Source organism: uncultured Oceanicoccus sp. (assembly GCF_963968385.1).
GTDB lineage: Bacteria > Pseudomonadota > Gammaproteobacteria > Pseudomonadales > Dasaniaceae > Oceanicoccus.
Map to the genome: position 1 here is coordinate 1 of NZ_CAXAHB010000038.1, position 19,095 is coordinate 19,095.

Consider the following 19,095-nt stretch of genomic DNA (forward strand, 5'->3'; position numbering starts at 1 on the left):
AGATAGTGCTTTTAGTGCCTATGCCAGCTATGACGGCTATGACGGCTATGACGGCCATACCAACCACCAAACAGAAAAGGTTTTGGATAACTTTCCTTAAGAGCTGTGCATTGTACTCTCTGAATTTTGACTTATCCACAAAAAAACACAGAATATCTAAAAAAAACCGTCTCACGAATAGATATTATTTATCAATGACTTATGATCTATTTTCAATAAGCCATTAATACAATCACTGCCAACTCGAAAATTGTGGATAACATTGCACAACACCTGTGGATAAATTATCAATATCGTGTATATAGCTTGTGCCTAAATCTCTATACCCTGTATTGGGCCTACTGCTTCTCTTTATATAGCTAAAATTACTGCGCAATCTGCTGACAAACAAATTGATCTTGTGCAACAAATTCTCTAGAATGCGCGATCCTTGATAACTAGGGGTTTGCTTGGGCCATTAAGAGTGCCTTTTCCCCTTGGTTTAACAAAGATTTTGTCAGTATCAGTTTGGAATTAACGTTATGAAAAGAACATTTCAACCCAGCGTATTGAAACGCAAACGCACCCACGGCTTCCGCGCTCGTATGGCCACTAAAAATGGTCGCGCCTTAATTAATCGTCGTCGTGCCAAAGGCCGCAAACGTTTAACGGCTTAATTGATAGATTTTCGCATTCATCATTCCATAGGATAAATGAACAGTTATGCTTAACTCTTCATTTAATAAATCCCTAAGACTGCTGGATGCAAATGCTTACAAAACCGTTTTTGATGACGCCCAGTTAAAAGTTTCCAAGCAACAAGTGTTATATTTAGCGCGCAACAACGGTACCACCACACCCCGACTAGGTGTGGTTATTGCGAAGAAGAATGTCCGCCTTGCTACACAGCGCAACCGAATAAAACGCATTCTTCGAGAAAGCTTTAGGTTACAACAGCACTGTTTAGGTGGTATTGATACGGTTGTATTGGCAAGAGGTGGTTTAGATCAGTTGGATAACGCCGCTTTGCATGCGCTGTTCAATCAGCTCTGGCAACAGCTTTACCAAAAATCCTTAAAGGCTGGAAAAACTAAACACCTGTAATAGTTATTTAATGGCTATTATAGAAGCAAGAACAAAGATCAAATATTCCTAACCCTATTCTCTCTATCTTGATAGGCGAAATATGCGCCGACTATTTATAGGCTGTATTAAAGTTTACCGATATGCGATTAGTCCATTAATGGCTAACCACTGTCGCTTCCAACCCAGCTGCTCCAGCTACGCTATTCAAGCTATTGAAACCCATGGCGCTATTAAAGGTAGTTATTTAGCAATCCATCGACTACTGCGTTGCCACCCTTTTAATCCTGGTGGCTTTGATCCTGTGCCGAAAAAAACAACTGACAACAACGACGGGCAACCTGCACACTAATTATGAACTTTCAACGCTATTTATTAATTGGCGCCATTGCCGCCTTATCTTTTATGTTGCTCACCGAGTGGGTAAATTTTAGAGACCAAAGAAAGGGTACCGACGTCGTTGCCGCTTATCAGCAGCAACAAAAAACCAGCTATACAACTGCAACGCCTGTCACCGAATCTGAATTGCCAACAGCAATAGCCAGCACAGGTAACGACGCTGATATTCCAAGTTTTGAACCCCTAGAACCCACTAACAAAATAACCGTTGTTGACAGTGTTGATCGGATAAAAGTTAAAACCGATGCACTGGAAATTGATATCAATACCAAGGGTGGTGATATTGTTTTTGCCGCTTTACCAAAACATTTTGCCGAATTAAATAATCCAGAGATTCCTTTTATTCTGTTAGAACAATCCAATCTGCGTACTTATATTGCTCAAAGTGGTTTGATTGGTGTTAATGGTATCGATACAGCAAAAGGTCGTGCTCAATTCACTAGCCAACAAACTAGCTACCAATTGGAAGAGGGTCAGGATGAGTTGGTTGTCGACCTGTTATTTCAAGCTAGTAACGAAGTTAACATTACCAAACGTTTTCGTTTTAGCCGTGGTGAGTATTTAGTGGATATTGAATACCTTATTGATAATAACGGCAGCCAGCCATGGACCGGAGGTTTGTTTGGTCAGATTAAACGTGACAATACCCCAGACCCAGCACAGGATTCTTCAGGTATGGGTATGGCGCCTTATCTAGGTGCCGCTATTCACCTTCCCGATGAGCCCTATAAAAAAGTCAGTTTTGACGATATTGCTGAAAATGAATTTCCTAAACAAAATCTCGAAGGGGGCTGGATTGCTTTGATCCAGCACTATTTCACCAGCGCCTGGATACCGAACGCCAAGCAAACACATACTTATTCGATGATCAAAGCTCGGGATAATACTAATATTATCCGTTTTACCAGCCCACAATTAACCGTTAATGCTGGCGAAACCGGTATCGCCACCGCGCAATTTTATGCTGGCCCGAAAGATCAATATCGTTTAGAAGAAATCTCGCCAGGGCTAGAGCTCACAGTTGATTACGGTATTTTATGGTGGATTGCCCAACCGCTGTTTTGGTTGTTGACTAAATTGCATGGCTTTTTGGGTAACTGGGGTTTTGCCATTATTGCGGTGACGATTTTAGTTAAACTTGCCTTCTTCCAATTGAATGCCAAAGCCTATACCTCAATGGCTAATATGCGAAAAGTGCAACCTAAATTAGTGGCTATTCGTGAGCGTTATGCTGATGACCGTCAGAAACAATCACAGGAAATGATGGGCCTGTATAAAAAAGAAAAAATTAATCCGCTGGGTGGTTGTTTGCCGATTCTGGTACAGATGCCAGTGTTTATTGCTTTGTATTGGGTATTAATGGAAAGTGTTGAATTACGCCACGCACCATTTATTGGTTATATCCATGATTTATCGGTTATGGACCCGTATTTTATTCTGCCGTTAATTATGGGAGTTTCTATGTTTATTCAACAGAAACTTAACCCGCCGCCGCCAGATCCTATGCAAGCCAAAATCATGCAATGGATGCCAGTGGTATTTACCTTCTTCTTCCTGTTTTTCCCGGCAGGCTTGGTCTTATACTGGGTAGTAAACAATACACTGTCGATTATTCAGCAATATATTATTACCAAGCGTATCGAAAACCAATAAATCATAAACAGGGCTGCTTTATTGCGGTCCTTTTTTTATTGATAGTATTTTTGTCATGGCAAATAACAGCTTAAATACCGATACCATTACAGCGATTGCGACCGCACCCGGTCGAGGTGGTGTGGGTATTATTCGGGTATCCGGCCCCAACACTCACCGTATTGCTCAACACATTACTGGTATAACCTTAAAACCTCGCTTTGCTCACTATGGCGCTTTCTATCAGACCGAAAGCACCGAAAGCGACGCCAGCCCAATAAAACTTGATAACGGTATTGCCTTATTTTTCCCTGGGCCGAACTCTTTTACCGGCGAAGATGTTTTAGAATTACACGCTCACGGCGGCCCTGTTTTACTCGATATTTTATTAAAGGCCGTGATTAAACTCGGTGCCAGAATAGCTAATCCAGGTGAATTTTCTGAGCGCGCTTTTTTAAATAATAAAATCGATTTAATCCAAGCAGAAGCTATTGCCGATTTAATTAATAGTACGTCCGAACAGGCGGCAAGAAATGCTTATCGTTCTCTGCAAGGTGAATTTAGCGAAAAAATATCCAGCCTAGTTGAAGCTGTTATTTCCTTAAGGATATATGTGGAAGCGGCAATTGATTTTCCTGAAGAAGAAATCGATTTTCTTGCAGATGGTAAAGTCGCTGCTGATTTAGAAATAATTATCGAAAAACTAGCCTTGGTTTTTAAACAAGCCCAACAGGGGGCGATACTGCAAGAGGGTATGACGGTTGTTATTGCGGGCAAACCCAATGCCGGTAAATCCAGCCTATTAAATGCCTTATCGGGTAGAGACAGCGCGATTGTAACTGAAATTGAAGGTACTACTAGGGATGTGTTGCGTGAGCATATCCAGATTGATGGTATGCCGGTGCATATTATTGATACCGCTGGTTTAAGAGAAAGTCCGGATATTGTTGAGCAGGAAGGTATTCGCCGAGCTTGGGCTGAAATTGAAAAAGCGGATCGCGTGTTGTTAGTTGTCGATAGCACACAAAGCCAAGAGACCAACCCAACCACTTTAGTAGAGAATCTTGGCGTAGAGGATCTTGGCACTGATTTAGCGGAAAAACTGTCACAGCAAACCAATATCACTGTTATCCATAATAAATGCGATTTATCCGGTCAAACGGCGAGTATCAACGCGGGGCAACCTACGCTGATCAAATTATCCGCCAAAGCCAACCAAGGTATTGAGCTATTAACCGATCACTTAAAGGCCTGTATGGGGTTTAGTGGTGCTGGTGAGGGTGGTTTCACCGCTAGAAGACGGCATTTGGACGCTTTATCGCGGGCCGCCAAAGCATTGGAAGCAGGCAAGCAGCAATTAAACACCTCTGGCGCTGGTGAATTATTGGCTGAAGATCTTCGTCAGTGCCAATCCTATCTGAGTGAAATTACCGGTGAATTTACCCCTGATGATTTGCTCGGTGAGATCTTTTCAAGTTTTTGTATCGGTAAATAACAACCTATACCGGTTTATTGATGTGTTTTACTTCGGTTATCCACAAGGATATCCACATACCCCAAACAATCCATTAAGTGAAAATCGTTTATATCCTTATCTAGGCCAAGCCAGTTGATGAGCTGTGTATAGGCTTTTAGTTTAATCTGCATAATATTAACCTTGTTTTAACAGATCTGTGACCCTGTGCATAAACAGCCCTTTTATACACGGTTAATCCATACCCTAAATACAGCTAATATAACGAATGTAAACCTAGTTATCATTGCTCTAAATAACTGATTTTAATGATATTTAGTGGGTTAATAACAGATTATGGTGTGCCTAATAATAGTAGTAATATTAGAAAATAATCTATATACCTATATATAAATAATATATTTATTAATAAGCTATCTAAAAACAAACGCGCGCTTGTTCAGCGGTTTTAACGGTGAAATAAATCAACTGATTATTTTTTCACCATTCACTTTCACCCCTAGCTCGCCTACTCTATAATCCTCGCCCTTTTTGCATTCAGCCAAAATCTGAGGATGGTCGTGGACTATACAGAACAATTTGAGGTCATCGTGATCGGTGGAGGTCATGCCGGTACCGAAGCCTGTCTCGCGGCGGCTCGAATGGGCTGCAATACCTTGCTGCTGAGTCACAATATTGAAACGCTGGGTCAAATGTCCTGTAACCCGGCGATTGGTGGTATTGGTAAAAGCCATTTGGTGAAAGAGATTGATGCTTTAGGTGGCGCTATGGCCACAGCGACAGATTTTGGCGGCATCCAGTTTCGCACCTTAAATGCTCGCAAGGGCCCGGCCGTTAGAGCCACGCGTGCTCAGGCCGATAGAGTGCTTTATAAAGCAGCGGTTCGTGAAATTCTGGAAAACCAAGCTAACCTAAGTATCTTCCAACAGGCAGTTGATGACCTAATTGTTGAACAGGGAAAAGTGTGTGGTGTAGTGACGCAAATGGGTTTGACATTTTATGCGCCCACCGTTGTGTTGTGTACCGGTACTTTTTTGGGTGGAAAAATTCATATTGGTTTGGATAACCATAGCGGAGGTCGTGCCGGAGATCCTCCATCGATTGCACTGGCAGATCGATTGCGTGAAATGCCGTTTAACGTCGATCGTTTAAAAACAGGAACACCACCACGCATAGATGCACGCTCGGTAAATTTTTCAGAGTTAGAGCAACAATGGGGTGACCAGCAAGAGCCGGTTATGTCATTTATGGGATCGTTGGCGCAGCATCCAGAGCAAACTTGTTGTTGGATTACCCACACCAATTCAAACACGCACGATATTATTCGCAATAATTTAGATCGTTCACCTATGTACTCAGGTGTTATTGAAGGCATAGGTCCGCGTTATTGCCCATCGATCGAAGATAAAATTCATCGCTTTGCCGATAAAGATTCTCACCAAATATTTATTGAGCCAGAAGGCTTAAAAACTCACGAGCTATATCCCAACGGTATCTCCACCAGTTTACCTTTTGATGTGCAGCTGGATTTAGTGCGTTCAATTAACGGTTTTGAAAACGCGCATATTTCCCGTCCAGGTTATGCTATCGAATACGATTATTTTGATCCGCGTGACTTAAAACATTCACTGGAAACCAAATTTGTCGAAGGATTATTTTTTGCCGGACAAATAAACGGTACTACCGGTTACGAAGAAGCGGCTGCCCAAGGTTTATTAGCGGGATTAAATGCCGGACTAAAAGTACAAAACAAAGAAGCCTGGTGTCCGCGCCGGGATGAAGCCTATATCGGCGTTATGGTTGACGATTTAATTACCATGGGCACCATGGAACCCTATCGGATGTTTACCTCCCGAGCAGAGTATCGACTATTACTGCGGCAAGATAATGCTGATTTACGTTTAACAGAAAAAGGTCGTGAACTAGGTTTAGTGTGTGATCAGCGCTGGCAACAATTTCTTGAAAAGCGTGACGGTATTGATATTGAAACACAGCGACTTGCTACGACGTGGGTACAACCCGGAACACCAGAGGGTGATAAGATCGATGCCTTAGTCGATCAACCGATGTCGCGTGAGTACAGTTTAATGGATTTAATAAAACGTCCGAATATCAATTACCTAGATGTAGCTGGTATCAAAGGTGAAGCGTGCAAAAACCCACAGGTTGCAGAACAGGTAGAAATACAAATTAAATATGCTGGTTATATCGATCGACAAGCAGAAGAAATTGATCGCCTGCGCCGTTATGAGGAAACTTTGTTGCCGCTCGATTTTGATTACTTTAGTGTTGAAGGGCTTTCTAATGAAGTTAAACAAAAATTATCGGATGCAAGACCTGAGACTTTAGCGCGAGCTTCCCGAGTACCTGGAATTACACCGGCAGCGGTATCCCTATTGTTAATTTATCTAAAAAAGCACGGCGCCCTTGAGCGCGCGGCAACATCATCAACAACGGCTTAATTTGTTAAATAATTGAGATAACTATTGGATAGTCAATATAAACAGCGCTTGGAGTCCGGCATTGATGCATTATCTATGTCGTTTAACCAAGAGACAATAACAACACTGTTAGCCTATCATCAGCTGTTAATAAAATGGAATAAAGCCTATAACCTAACCGCTGTACGCGATCCTGATACCATGATCGATCGGCATTTATTGGATAGCTTAAGTATTGCGCCCTATCTAAAGGGAGAGCGCTTTATTGATGTCGGTGCCGGTGCCGGTTTGCCCGGTATTGTTATGGCGATTATTTTTCCCCAACGCGCATTTGATTTGTTAGATAGTAATGGAAAAAAAACTCGGTTTTTATTTCAAGTAAAAACCGAATTACAACTTAATAATATTGCCGTTCATCATTGTCGCGTAGAACAATATAGTGGCCAGCTTTATGACGGCGTTTTATCTCGCGCCTTTGCCACGCTGACCGATATGGTACAAGGCAGTCAGCAGTTGTTGGCAGAGCAAGGTCTTTTCTATGCGATGAAAGGTATTTATCCTGAAGATGAACTGAAACAGTTGAGTCAATTAGAGAAAAGCTATAAGGTCGAAGCTTGTCATCAATTATCAGTGCCAAATAATGATGGCCAGCGACATTTAATTATTCTAAAAAAACATCGGGAACAATCACTTGGGTAGAGTTATAGCAGTCACCAACCAAAAAGGTGGTGTGGGTAAAACCACCACCTGTGTCAACTTGGCTGCCTCTCTTGTCGCCACTAAAAAGAAAGTTTTACTGATAGATTTGGATCCACAGGGCAACGCTACCATGGGTAGCGGCATTGATAAAAATGCCGTAGAGCGAAGTCTCTACGATGTGTTGGTCCACGATGTACCGATCGCCGAAGTCAGTGTTTATGCTGAAAACTGCGGCTACGATATGATTCCCTCCAATGCTGATGTGACAGCGGCTGAAGTCGAGTTATTGGCCATTGAGGGTAAAGAGTTTCGGCTGCGCGATGCGTTGGCGATTGAGCGCGCTGAGTACGATTATATTATGATCGATTGTCCACCTTCGCTGAATATGTTGACAGTGAATGCTATGACAGCAGCCCAGGGTGTGATTATTCCGATGCAGTGCGAGTACTATGCACTAGAAGGTTTATCAGCACTATTGGAAACAATTGCTCAAATCCAACAAGTGCTTAACCCCAAACTGGAAATCGATGGCTTATTGCGCACGATGTACGACCCTCGCAATAGCCTGACCAACGATGTGTCCAAACAGCTCACTGACTATTTCGGTGACAAAGTCTACCGCACTGTGATTCCTCGCAATGTTCGCTTGGCCGAAGCGCCCAGTCATGGCATGCCCGTGATCTCCTATGACAAAAAATCCAAGGGTGCTATGTCCTATCTGGTTCTGGCGGGCGAGATTCTGCGGCGTGGCGATAACGCGCAATAGTTATCCATAGTTACCTATAGCTACAGTTACCTATAGCTACCTGTAACCACCTATAGTTACCCATTGCCGCCTTTTGGCGTTAAGATAGGCGCAAACAAATCATACAGACAACTAGGATTTCCATGACGGCTAAAAAACGCGGTTTAGGGCGAGGGCTTGATGCCTTGTTGGGTGGTGCTGGTAACAGCAAGCCTACGGCGGTCGAACCCACTACAGAAGCGGCAGTAGAATCCACCACCACGGCTAGTGATGGCGACTTGCGCACCCTGCCGGTGGATATTATTCAGCGGGGTAAATATCAGCCGCGCCGCGATATTCAGCCAGAAGCGTTAGAAGAATTGGCTGAAAGCATAAAAGCCCAAGGTGTGATGCAACCGATTGTGGTCCGTCCCATCAGTGCCGATAAATACGAAATTATTGCCGGTGAGCGTCGCTGGCGCGCCACCCAGCTAGCAGGTTTGGACAGCATTCCCGCCCTGGTGCGTCCGGTATCTGACGAAGCTGCCATTGCTATGGCGTTGATTGAAAATATTCAACGTGAAGACCTTAACGCTATGGAAGAAGCTCTGGCATTATCACGATTGCAGCAAGAGTTTGACCTGACTCATCAGGAAGTCGCTGATGCGGTGGGTAAATCCCGCACTACAGTTAGCAACCTATTGCGACTGATGACACTGCGTGAAGATGTACAACGGATGTTGGAGCATGGTGATTTGGAGTTGGGTCATGCTAAAGCGCTGCTCGGCCTACCGGCCGAAAGCCAATCACAGGCGGCATCCAGCGTGGTCAGCAAGGGATTATCGGTACGTCAGACCGAGGCATTAGTGCGTTCCAAGTTGGCTGAACTGGATTCACCCAAGACCAAAAACAAGCCGGCGATGGATCCGGATATACGCAAATTACAGGATCAATTGTCTGAAAAGGTCGGTGTTCCGGTCACCATTGACCATAGCGTCAAAGGCAAGGGCAAGCTGGTATTAAAATATAACAGCCTCAATGAGCTTGACGGTATCCTCAGCCATATCAAATAGCCTACGCGACTAGAACAGAGGGCCTTTGCCAAAACGAACGAGGGCTAACACGGTGTTGGCAAACACACCATATAGTGGTCATTTTTATCGTTGTCACTAGATAGGGTGCCCAAAATAAAGCACCATCCAATCACCATAAACCAGCGACAAATTTCGCAAAACCCCATCCTATTTTTTATCTGCAAAACCTAATATTCGGTTGAATAGAGCCCCCATTATCCCTATAATGCGCCCGCCTTAATCGGCGATTGATTAAGTCACCACACCATTTTCAGGTTTTTTGTCATCTAAACCCCTGAATTTTAGGTAGCCAAAAATCAATATAAACACCTAGGGGTGTTGGGCAGGTAAAACCAGTGGAAGTGCCGTCAAATAACGATGCAACCACAGGCGCTCAACTAGCGAAACCACCACTAGTGCGGCTTTTTGTATGGCAACTACTGGTGTTGTTAGTTATATCCACAGCGTTGTTATTGATGGATTCCACCATAGCCCTATCGGCTCTTGTGGGCGGCTTAATTTCGATAGGCCCTAATGCTTATTTTGCCCGCTGGGCATTTCGCTTTTCAGGAGCGCGAGCGGCAGGCAATGTAGCCCGATCATTTTATCGGGGCGAAGCAGGAAAGTTTTTATCTACAGCAGTGTTGTTTGCCGGCGCTTTTGCACTGATTAAGCCGATTAACGTTGTAGTGATGTTCCTGATATACATATTGATGATGGCGCTAAATTGGATGATGGCGCTGCGAGTTATTAACAGATAGCCCGCCAAACATTATAGGAATTGCTTTTAATTTTTATCCAAACAGGTTTTATACAGCATGGCTGGTGATACATTAACCACAGAAGGCTATATCAAGCACCACCTTACCAATATGACCTATGGCAAGTTGCCAGAAGGCTATCAGCGTGTTGACGCCAAGGGTGAGGTTTACACCACATTGGAAGCCGACGCCTGGGTATTGGCTCATAACGATACCGAAATGAAAGATATGGGTTTTATGGCGGTTCATGTTGATTCAATGTTTTGGTCCATTACTCTCGGTTTAATTTTTGCCTTTATCTTTCGTAAAGTTGCCGTCGGTATGCATGCTGGCGTCCCCAAAGGCCTGCAGAATTTTATTGAAATGGTTATCGATTTTATCGACACCAATGTTAGAGATACCTTCCACTATAAAAATCCACTGGTAGCACCATTGGCACTAACGATCTTTATCTGGATCTTCTTTATGAACCTGATGGATTTGGTTCCGGTTGATTGGATTCCAGAATTAATGATGTGGGCCACTGGTGATCCGCACTTCTTCTTTAAAGTGGTACCAACCACTGATCCTAATATTACCTTAGGCATGGCATTTACTGTTTTCTTCCTGATGATTTTCTTTAGCATTAAAGAAAAGGGTTTTATGGGTTTTGTCAAAGAATTAACCTTGCACCCTTTTTACGCGGGCAAATGGTATATCGATATCTTCCTGATCCCAATTAACTTTATTCTGGAAAGTGTTGCTCTTATCGCCAAGCCGATTTCTCTGGGTCTTCGTTTATTCGGAAACCTTTATGCGGGTGAAATGATATTTATCCTAATTGCAGCGATGTTTGGTGCCGGATTATTCCTCGGCGTCTTAGCGGGCTTCTTGCAACTGGGTTGGGCGATCTTCCATATTCTGGTTATCGCGTTACAGGCTTTTGTTTTTATGGTGCTAACTATTGTTTATATGGCGATGGCGCACGATGTTGACGAAGAACATTAAAATTTTTTAACGAAGTATTTTTACTTTTAACTAACTGAACGTTTCGTTCACTACTGGAGATAGAAAAATGGGTCTTGCATTAATTGCCGTTTCTCTTTTGATTGGTTTGGGTGCCGCTGGTACTGCTATTGGTTTTGGTCTTTTAGGCGGCAAATTACTTGAAGGTTCTGCGCGTCAGCCTGAGATGGCTCCTATGCTTCAGGGCAAGATGTTCCTGATCGCAGGTCTATTGGATGCGGTTCCAATGATCGGTGTTGGTATCGGCATGTACGTATTGTTCGTTATCGTACCGACTTTAGCCGCGTAAGTTAAAAAGTTAACTAACAACTTTTTTATAAACGTATTTAAGCTGAGGTGTCGGCGTGAACATTAATCTGACTTTGATTGGCCAGTCCATTACATTCCTGGTGTTTGTATGGTTCTGTAAAGCCTACGTCTGGTCTGCAATCCGCAATGCTATGGATGAGCGTGAAACACAGATTGCTGACGGTCTTGAAGCGGCTGATCGTGCTGGTAAAGATTTAGAACTAGCACAGGAAAAAGCGTCACAACAACTGCGTGAAGCCAAGCAGGAAGCGGCTGCTATTATCGATGCCGCTAACAAGCGTGCAAACCAAATCGTCGATGAAGCAAAAACGGCTGCTCACGAAGAGGGTGATCGTATTAAAGCGGCTGCAAAAGCAGAAATTGATCAAGAAGTTAACCGTGCTAAAGAAGCCTTGCGTTCGCAAGTGGCTGGTTTGGCATTGTCAGGTGCCGAACAGGTACTTGAGGCTTCTATCGATGAAAGCGCACATAAAGCGTTGGTTGAAAAACTGGCCGCCGGTCTGTAGGGGAATTTTAGCATGGCTGAATTAAGCACCCTGGCACGACCTTATGCAAAAGCTGCTTTTGAATTTGCAGCCAACGCTAATGACTTGGCCACTTGGTCGGGGCAATTAGCGACCGCTGCCGTTGTAGCTCGCGCGGAAAATATGGTGAAAATCTTAAGCTCACCATCTTTGACCTCCAGCCAACAGGCTGCACAATTTTTAGATGTGTGTGGTGATGAGCTGAACGACAATGCTCGCAACTTTATTAAAGTGTTAGCTGATAATAAGCGCTTGCCGCTGTTACCAGAAATTTCTGCACTTTATGAACAGTTTAAAGCCAACCGTGAAAAGAGTGTTGAAGTAGAAGTAGCAACCGCCTTTGAGTTGGATGCTGCTATTGAGAAAAAACTGGCTTCGGCCTTAAGCGGTAAGTTAGAGCGTGATGTCAATGTACAAACCGTTATCGATAAAAACTTACTGGGTGGCGTGGTCGTTCGCGCTGCGGATGTAGTTATAGACGGTAGTGTGCGCGGACGTTTGAATAAACTTGCCGAAGCAATGAATTCCTAGTGAAGAAAAAGGGATTAGAAAAAACTGATCCCGTAATGAGGAAAAGACAATGCAACAGCTGAATCCATCTGAGATTAGCGAAATTATCAAAAGCCGCATCGATCAACTCGATGTGTCTAGCGAAGCCCAAAATGAAGGCACCGTGGTATCGGTTACTGACGGTATCATTCGTATCCACGGCCTTACCAACGTTATGTATGGTGAGATGATAGAGTTTGAGGGTGGCGTCTACGGTATGGCGTTAAACCTTGAGCGCGATTCTGTTGGTGCGGTTGTGCTAGGTGAATATCAAAGCTTGGCAGAAGGCCAGACTTGTAAGTGTACCGGTCGCGTACTTGAAGTACCGGTAGGCCCAGAACTACAAGGTCGCGTCGTCGACGCATTGGGTAACCCTATCGACGGTAAAGGTCCGGTTAATGCAAAGGCAACTGACTTTATTGAAAAAGTAGCGCCCGGCGTTATCGAACGTCAGTCGGTTGACCAGCCAGTACAGATTGGTTTGAAGTCGGTTGACTCGATGGTACCGATCGGTCGCGGCCAGCGTGAGTTGATTATCGGTGACCGTCAGATCGGTAAAACAGCGATTGCGGTTGATGCGATTATCAACCAGAAAGATTCAGGTATTAAGTGTGTCTATGTGGCCGTTGGCCAAAAAGCGTCTTCGATTGCGGCGGTTGTACGCAAGCTGGAAGAGCATGGCGCGATGGAGCACACCATTGTTGTTGCCGCCACAGCGTCTGATCCAGCGGCGATGCAGTTTTTGGCACCTTTTGCCGGCTGTACCATGGGCGAGTACTTCCGTGACCGCGGTGAAGATGCACTGATTATTTATGATGACTTGACCAAGCAAGCTTGGGCTTATCGTCAAATTTCGTTGTTGCTGCGTCGTCCACCGGGTCGTGAAGCTTATCCGGGTGATGTTTTCTACTTGCACTCGCGTCTACTGGAGCGTGCTGCTCGGGTAAACGCCGACTACGTTGAGAAATTTACCAACGGCGAAGTAAAAGGCAAAACGGGTTCATTAACCGCACTGCCTGTTATCGAAACTCAAGCGGGTGACGTATCGGCATTCGTACCGACCAATGTAATTTCGATTACCGATGGCCAGATCTTCCTTGAAGCCGATATGTTTAACGCCGGTAACCGTCCAGCGATGGATGCAGGTATTTCAGTATCGCGTGTTGGTGGTGCTGCGCAAACCAAAATCATGAAAAAACTGTCGGGCGGTATTCGTACCTCTTTGGCGCAGTATCGTGAACTGGCCGCGTTCTCCCAGTTTGCTTCTGACCTTGATGATGCAACGCGAGCGCAGCTGGATAATGGTGAGCGCGTCACCGAATTGATGAAGCAGAAACAGTATGCACCGTTGAACGTTGCGGAAATGGGCTTGATTGTTTACTGCGCAAATGAAGGTCACTTAGACGACGTTGCGGTTGAGAAGATTGGTGATTTCGAATCAGCGTTGTTGTCATTTGCTAACGCTGAGTATGCGGACACTATGACGGCTATCGCAGCGTCTGGTGACTGGAATGACGACTACAAAGCGAAGTTCGTTGAGTTAGTAGAAAAATTCAAATCGACTCAAACTTACTAATTAGATTGGGGGTCGGCTGCATCGGGTAGCCCCTCCGTTCAAAGGTAAAAACAATGGCAAGCGGAAAAGAAATACGTACTCAAATATCGAGTATCCAAAGTACGCAAAAAATTACCAGCGCCATGGAAATGGTGGCTGCCAGTAAAATGCGTAAAGCGCAGGACCGTATGGAAGTCGGCAAACCTTATGCGCAGCGGATACGTTCGGTAGTTGGGCATATTGCTAACGCAAATCCAGAGTACAAACATATGTACATGCTGGAAAGAGAAGTCAAGCGCGTCGGTTTTATCGTGGTATCGACTGATCGTGGTTTGTGTGGCGGCCTAAACATTAACTTGTTTAAAGCGGCGATTAAAACCATGCAAGCGTATTCCGAGCAGGACATAGAAATTGATATTTGCTCGGTTGGCGCCAAGGCGGCAGGCTTTTTCAACAGTTACGGCGGCAATGTCGTCGCTGCCGTGCGTGACTTGGGCGAAGACCCAGCGATTGCTGACTTAATCGGCAGCGTTAAGGTGATGCTCGATGCTTATGGCGAAGGCAGAATCGACAAATTGTACTTGGTGGGTAACGAGTTTGTTAACACCATGACACAAAACCCTACAGTGCAACAGTTGTTGCCACTGCAGGCGGAAGATGACGAGAAGTTAAAGCATCATTGGGATTATTTATATGAGCCCGATGCGGAAGAATTATTAGAAGGCTTACTCACTCGTTATGTTGAATCGCAGGTTTATCAGGCGGTGGTAGAAAATGGCGCCTGTGAGCAAGCATCGCGAATGTTAGCGATGAAAAATGCGACCGATAACGCGGGCGATCTGATTGACGATTTACAGTTGGTTTACAACAAAGCGCGTCAAGCAGCGATCACCCAAGAGCTTTCTGAAATTGTAAGTGGTGCGGCGGCAATTAGCAGCTAAACACTGCCCATCACAATGACAGATCAAACAGCATTTAATTTTGATGGCGAAGCAGAAACGGCCAAGCCCAAAAATCCTAAAGAGGAACCGGAAATGAGTAGCGGACAAATCGTTCAAATCATTGGTGCGGTAATCGACGTGGAATTCCCACGTGATGCAGTCCCCCAGGTTTATGACGCACTAACAGTCACCGAAAAAGGTTTGACCTTAGAAGTACAACAGCAATTGGGCGACGGCGTGGTTCGCGCAATCGCGATGGGTTCTTCAGAAGGTGTGAGTCGTGGCTTGGCAGTCGCCAACACGGGCGCACCAGTTTCTGTACCGGTCGGTACTGAAACGCTGGGTCGTATTATGGACGTACTTGGCAACCCTATTGATGAGTGTGGCCCTATCGGTGAGAAAGAGCGCGCCTCTATTCACCGTAAAGCGCCTGCTTATGACGAGTTGGCAGCTTCTGAAGAATTGCTCGAGACCGGCATTAAAGTTATCGATCTGGTTTGCCCCTTCGCCAAGGGTGGTAAAGTGGGCTTATTCGGTGGTGCGGGTGTTGGTAAAACCGTAAACATGATGGAATTGATCAACAATATCGCGACTGAGCACTCGGGTTTATCGGTATTCGCTGGTGTTGGTGAGCGTACTCGTGAAGGTAACGATTTCTACTACGAAATGCAGGAAGCCGGCGTAGTAAATGTTGAAGAATTCAGCAAATCAAAAGTAGCGATGGTTTACGGCCAGATGAATGAGCCACCAGGAAACAGACTGCGTGTTGCTTTGACCGGTTTGACCATGGCAGAAAAATTCCGTGACGAAGGTAAAGACGTACTGTTATTCGTTGATAATATTTATCGTTACACGCTGGCCGGAACCGAAGTATCGGCACTGTTAGGTCGTATGCCTTCTGCGGTAGGTTATCAGCCGACACTGGCGCAGGAAATGGGTGAGTTGCAAGAGCGTATTACCTCAACCAAAACGGGTTCTATCACTTCTATCCAAGCGGTATATGTACCAGCAGATGATTTGACCGATCCATCACCGGCAACCACGTTTGCTCACTTGGACTCTACGGTTGTACTGTCTCGTGATATTGCGGCCAAAGGTATTTACCCTGCGGTTGATCCACTCGATTCTACTTCACGTCAGCTTGACCCGCTAATTATTGGTCAAGAGCATTATGAAGTGGCTCGTGGTGTGCAATCGGTACTGCAGCGTTATAAAGAACTCAAAGACATTATCGCCATTTTGGGTATGGATGAATTATCTGAAGAAGATAAGCAGACGGTAAACCGTGCCCGTAAGATTGAGCGCTTCTTGTCTCAGCCTTTCCACGTGGCAGAAGTCTTTACCGGCTCTCCCGGTAAATATGTATCTTTGAAAGATACTATCTCAAGCTTCAAAGGCCTGTTAGCGGGTGAATACGATCACATTCCAGAGCAAGCGTTCTATATGTGTGGCGGTATTGAAGAAGTGTTAGAAAAAGCGAAGGATATGTAAGCAGCGCCTAGGCGTTTTCTTACCCTTTTATAGATTAGGCGTATTACTTATGGCTATGACAGTACATTGCGACATTGTCAGTGCAGAGGAAGAAATTTACTCTGGTCTGGTTGAAATGTTGGTGGCAACCGGTGCATTAGGCGATCTGGGCATTGGCTACGGCCACGCTCCGCTGTTGACCGCTCTAGAGCCAGGCCCCATTCGGATTAAAAAACAGAATGGCGAAGAAGACGTTTACTACGTCTCTGGTGGTTTTCTAGAAGTTCAGCCCGGCACCGTTAGTGTGCTGGCAGATACAGCGGTTCGCGCCGGTGATCTGGATGAAGCTTCTGCCCTTGAAGCGCAAAAAGAAGCGGAACAGGCGCTGGCCAACCAATCGGGCGACTTTGATTACAGCAAGGCAAGCGCTCAATTGGCAGCGGCTACAGCACAGCTAAGGACATTGCAGGCCATTCGTAAAAAGATGGGTTAAACACCGGCATTAGTTCCAAATAAAAGGGTAGCTTCGGCTACCCTTTTTTATTTACCCTACTACACTAGTTAAATGACTGAAAATCTAATAAAAACGCTGACTTAGCCCCAAAGTTAGTTTAAAAGCCGGGCTACTAGCAGCGCGATAAAGGAATAGACGGTGACAACAGAAGTAGTAATTTTAGCAGCGGGACAAGGCACCCGTATGCGCTCCAAGCTTCCCAAGGTTTTGCATCCGCTTGCCGGCAAGCCTATGGTCAGCCATGTCATTGATTCGGCGAAAAAAATTCAGGCCGATGCGATCCATGTCGTCGTGGGTCACGGCGCCGAGCAAGTTCAACAAACACTAGCGGATAACGACCTGCATTGGGCGATTCAGCAACAGCAACTAGGTACCGGCCATGCCGTGGCGCAGGCCATGCCCGCCATCAAGCCAGATAGCACCGTGCTTATCGCCTATGGCGATGTGCCTCTTATAGCAGCTGAAACCTTGGCCAAACTCGTTGAGGCGGCCAACGATAAAACCCTATCGTTATTGACCGTCCATCTTGAAAATCCAACCGGCTATGGTCGGATTATTAGAACGTCTGGCGCCATCACCGCCATCGTGGAACAAAAAGATGCCAGCGAAGCGCAGTTACTGATCAACGAAGTCAACACCGGCATTATGGCTGTTTCGGCAGCAAAACTTAATCAATGGCTACCAACACTATCGGCCAATAATGCCCAAGGCGAATACTATCTGACCGACATTATCGCCATGGCGGTTAATGATGGCATGGCAGTGATAGCCCAACATCCACAATCAGCGATGCAAGTTGAAGGCGCCAATAATCGCTCGCAACTTGCCGCGTTGGAGCGATATTATCAACAACAACAAGCACAACGCTTAATGACCGCAGGGGCAACACTGGCTGATCCAGCGCGGATTGATGTGCGCGGTCAACTCACTATTGGTGAGGATATTTTTATTGATATCAACTGCGTTTTTATTGGCGATGTCAGCATTGCCGATGATGTGACTATTGGCCCCAACTGCGTGATTGAAAACTCAACCATTGGCGCAGGTACAGTTATAAAAGCGAATAGCGTTTTAGAAAATGCCACCGTGGCAGAACAGTGCGATATAGGGCCTTTTGCCAGATTGCGACCAGGTACCGTGCTAGCTAACCAAGCCAAAGTAGGTAACTTTGTTGAAACTAAAAAAGCGATTATTGGTGAAGGCAGTAAAGTTAATCATTTAACCTATATTGGCGATAGCAATATCGGTAAAGAGGTTAATGTTGGCGCGGGCACTATTACCTGTAATTACGATGGTGCCAATAAATCTACGACCACTATTGGCGACGGCGCTTTTATTGGCTCCAATAGTTCGTTAGTAGCGCCAGTTAATATTGGTAGTCATGCAACGATTGGTGCGGGCTCCACGATTAGCGGTGATGTTGGCGACCGCCAATTAAGCGTTGCCCGCAGCAAGCAAAAACATATTGATGGTTGGAAACGGCCTACTAAAAAAACTTAATGCTATTCATAATGCAATTGATATAGAGACTGAGCAAAATTATGTGTGGAATTGTAGGCGCAGCAGCACGAAGAGAGGTTTCTGCAATATTAGTAGAAGGGCTAAAACGCTTGGAATACCGGGGTTATGACTCTGCAGGCGTTGCGATTATTGATAGCGCCGGCAATATCGGCTGCCATAAAAAAATGGGCAAGGTGGCGGTTTTAGATGACGCCGTACAACAAAGCCCGCTAGCCGGTGCAACCGGCATTGCCCATACCCGTTGGGCGACACATGGGCAGCCTTCAGAGGCCAATGCGCACCCGCACTTATCGTCAGATCAAATCGCTCTGGTGCATAACGGCATTATCGAAAACCATGAAGCACTTCGTGAGCAGTTAACCGCACAAGGTTATACCTTTAATTCAGAAACCGATACAGAAACCATTGTTCACCTTGTCCATTCAAAAATAGCAAATGGTTT

Annotated in this window: 20 protein-coding genes; all 20 read left to right on the forward strand. The window is 45.2% G+C overall.

The window, feature by feature from the left end; translation table 11 throughout:
- The first annotated feature begins 521 nt into the window (after positions 1–521).
- Entirely contained in the window at positions 522–656 is a 135-nt protein-coding gene (gene rpmH / locus AACP44_RS05580) for a 50S ribosomal protein L34 (RefSeq protein WP_339339494.1), read from the forward strand.
- 46 nt (positions 657–702) lie between these two features.
- On the forward strand, positions 703–1,083 hold the full coding sequence (gene rnpA / locus AACP44_RS05585) for a ribonuclease P protein component (protein ID WP_339339495.1): 381 nt from the start codon (positions 703–705) through the stop codon (positions 1,081–1,083).
- Between the two features lie 82 nt (positions 1,084–1,165).
- Positions 1,166–1,414 carry a membrane protein insertion efficiency factor YidD gene (gene yidD / locus AACP44_RS05590; protein WP_339339496.1) on the forward strand — a complete coding sequence of 83 codons (249 nt, stop codon included), beginning with the start codon at positions 1,166–1,168 and terminating at the stop codon, positions 1,412–1,414.
- Positions 1,415–1,416: 2 nt separating this feature from the next.
- Positions 1,417–3,114, forward strand: a complete 1,698-nt coding sequence (gene yidC / locus AACP44_RS05595) for a membrane protein insertase YidC (RefSeq protein ID WP_339339497.1) — start codon at positions 1,417–1,419, stop codon at positions 3,112–3,114.
- 55 nt (positions 3,115–3,169) lie between these two features.
- Positions 3,170–4,588 carry a tRNA uridine-5-carboxymethylaminomethyl(34) synthesis GTPase MnmE gene (gene mnmE, locus AACP44_RS05600; protein ID WP_339339498.1) on the forward strand — a complete coding sequence of 473 codons (1,419 nt, stop codon included), beginning with the start codon at positions 3,170–3,172 and terminating at the stop codon, positions 4,586–4,588.
- Between the two features lie 539 nt (positions 4,589–5,127).
- On the forward strand, positions 5,128–7,029 hold the full coding sequence (mnmG, locus tag AACP44_RS05605) for a tRNA uridine-5-carboxymethylaminomethyl(34) synthesis enzyme MnmG (RefSeq protein ID WP_339339499.1): 1,902 nt from the start codon (positions 5,128–5,130) through the stop codon (positions 7,027–7,029).
- Positions 7,030–7,053: 24 nt separating this feature from the next.
- Positions 7,054–7,707: a 16S rRNA (guanine(527)-N(7))-methyltransferase RsmG gene (rsmG, locus tag AACP44_RS05610; RefSeq protein WP_339339500.1), complete on the forward strand. Its 654-nt coding sequence runs from the start codon at positions 7,054–7,056 to the stop codon at positions 7,705–7,707.
- Entirely contained in the window at positions 7,700–8,473 is a 774-nt protein-coding gene (locus AACP44_RS05615; protein WP_339339501.1) for a ParA family protein, read from the forward strand. Before rsmG ends, AACP44_RS05615 begins: the two co-directional genes overlap by 8 nt.
- A 122-nt stretch (positions 8,474–8,595) precedes the next feature.
- Positions 8,596–9,504, forward strand: a complete 909-nt coding sequence (locus AACP44_RS05620) for a ParB/RepB/Spo0J family partition protein (protein WP_339339502.1) — start codon at positions 8,596–8,598, stop codon at positions 9,502–9,504.
- A gap of 356 nt (positions 9,505–9,860) precedes the next feature.
- Entirely contained in the window at positions 9,861–10,265 is a 405-nt protein-coding gene (locus AACP44_RS05625) for an ATP synthase subunit I (protein ID WP_339339503.1), read from the forward strand.
- Positions 10,266–10,322: 57 nt separating this feature from the next.
- Positions 10,323–11,252 (forward strand): F0F1 ATP synthase subunit A, encoded by a 930-nt coding sequence (atpB, locus tag AACP44_RS05630; RefSeq protein ID WP_339339504.1) that lies wholly within the window; start codon positions 10,323–10,325, stop codon positions 11,250–11,252.
- A gap of 67 nt (positions 11,253–11,319) precedes the next feature.
- The gene (gene atpE / locus AACP44_RS05635) at positions 11,320–11,559 is read left to right on the forward strand and encodes a F0F1 ATP synthase subunit C (protein ID WP_339339505.1); all 240 of its coding nucleotides are present in this window, start codon (positions 11,320–11,322) and stop codon (positions 11,557–11,559) included.
- Between the two features lie 55 nt (positions 11,560–11,614).
- Complete coding sequence (locus AACP44_RS05640; RefSeq protein WP_339339506.1) at positions 11,615–12,085, forward strand: F0F1 ATP synthase subunit B; 471 nt, start codon at positions 11,615–11,617, stop codon at positions 12,083–12,085.
- 12 nt (positions 12,086–12,097) lie between these two features.
- Positions 12,098–12,634 (forward strand): F0F1 ATP synthase subunit delta, encoded by a 537-nt coding sequence (locus AACP44_RS05645; protein ID WP_339339507.1) that lies wholly within the window; start codon positions 12,098–12,100, stop codon positions 12,632–12,634.
- Positions 12,635–12,683: 49 nt separating this feature from the next.
- Positions 12,684–14,228 carry a F0F1 ATP synthase subunit alpha gene (atpA, locus tag AACP44_RS05650; protein WP_339339508.1) on the forward strand — a complete coding sequence of 515 codons (1,545 nt, stop codon included), beginning with the start codon at positions 12,684–12,686 and terminating at the stop codon, positions 14,226–14,228.
- A 53-nt stretch (positions 14,229–14,281) separates the two neighbouring features.
- The gene (gene atpG, locus AACP44_RS05655) at positions 14,282–15,148 is read left to right on the forward strand and encodes a F0F1 ATP synthase subunit gamma (RefSeq protein WP_339339509.1); all 867 of its coding nucleotides are present in this window, start codon (positions 14,282–14,284) and stop codon (positions 15,146–15,148) included.
- Positions 15,149–15,241: 93 nt separating this feature from the next.
- Complete coding sequence (gene atpD, locus AACP44_RS05660; RefSeq protein ID WP_339339513.1) at positions 15,242–16,639, forward strand: F0F1 ATP synthase subunit beta; 1,398 nt, start codon at positions 15,242–15,244, stop codon at positions 16,637–16,639.
- A 49-nt stretch (positions 16,640–16,688) separates the two neighbouring features.
- Entirely contained in the window at positions 16,689–17,111 is a 423-nt protein-coding gene (locus AACP44_RS05665) for a F0F1 ATP synthase subunit epsilon (protein WP_339339510.1), read from the forward strand.
- A gap of 159 nt (positions 17,112–17,270) precedes the next feature.
- Positions 17,271–18,632 carry a bifunctional UDP-N-acetylglucosamine diphosphorylase/glucosamine-1-phosphate N-acetyltransferase GlmU gene (gene glmU, locus AACP44_RS05670; protein WP_339339511.1) on the forward strand — a complete coding sequence of 454 codons (1,362 nt, stop codon included), beginning with the start codon at positions 17,271–17,273 and terminating at the stop codon, positions 18,630–18,632.
- Positions 18,633–18,673: 41 nt separating this feature from the next.
- On the forward strand, positions 18,674–19,095 hold a 422-nt coding region (locus tag AACP44_RS05675; RefSeq protein WP_339339512.1), incomplete at its 3' end, for a class II glutamine amidotransferase.

Bases quoted from the DNA above. Each gene is read 5' to 3' on its own strand.
- rnpA (WP_339339495.1), top strand. From the start codon at position 703: ATGCTTAACTCTTCATTTAATAAATCCCTAAGACTGCTGGATGCAAAT.
- AACP44_RS05665 (WP_339339510.1), top strand. From the start codon at position 16,689: ATGGCTATGACAGTACATTGCGACATTGTCAGTGCAGAGGAAGAAATT.
- AACP44_RS05620 (WP_339339502.1), top strand. From the start codon at position 8,596: ATGACGGCTAAAAAACGCGGTTTAGGGCGAGGGCTTGATGCCTTGTTG.
- atpG (WP_339339509.1), top strand. From the start codon at position 14,282: ATGGCAAGCGGAAAAGAAATACGTACTCAAATATCGAGTATCCAAAGT.
- rpmH (WP_339339494.1), top strand. From the start codon at position 522: ATGAAAAGAACATTTCAACCCAGCGTATTGAAACGCAAACGCACCCAC.
- yidC (WP_339339497.1), top strand. From the start codon at position 1,417: ATGAACTTTCAACGCTATTTATTAATTGGCGCCATTGCCGCCTTATCT.
- atpE (WP_339339505.1), top strand. From the start codon at position 11,320: ATGGGTCTTGCATTAATTGCCGTTTCTCTTTTGATTGGTTTGGGTGCC.
- yidD (WP_339339496.1), top strand. From the start codon at position 1,166: ATGCGCCGACTATTTATAGGCTGTATTAAAGTTTACCGATATGCGATT.
- atpB (WP_339339504.1), top strand. From the start codon at position 10,323: ATGGCTGGTGATACATTAACCACAGAAGGCTATATCAAGCACCACCTT.
- mnmE (WP_339339498.1), top strand. From the start codon at position 3,170: ATGGCAAATAACAGCTTAAATACCGATACCATTACAGCGATTGCGACC.
- atpA (WP_339339508.1), top strand. From the start codon at position 12,684: ATGCAACAGCTGAATCCATCTGAGATTAGCGAAATTATCAAAAGCCGC.
- atpD (WP_339339513.1), top strand. From the start codon at position 15,242: ATGAGTAGCGGACAAATCGTTCAAATCATTGGTGCGGTAATCGACGTG.
- AACP44_RS05645 (WP_339339507.1), top strand. From the start codon at position 12,098: ATGGCTGAATTAAGCACCCTGGCACGACCTTATGCAAAAGCTGCTTTT.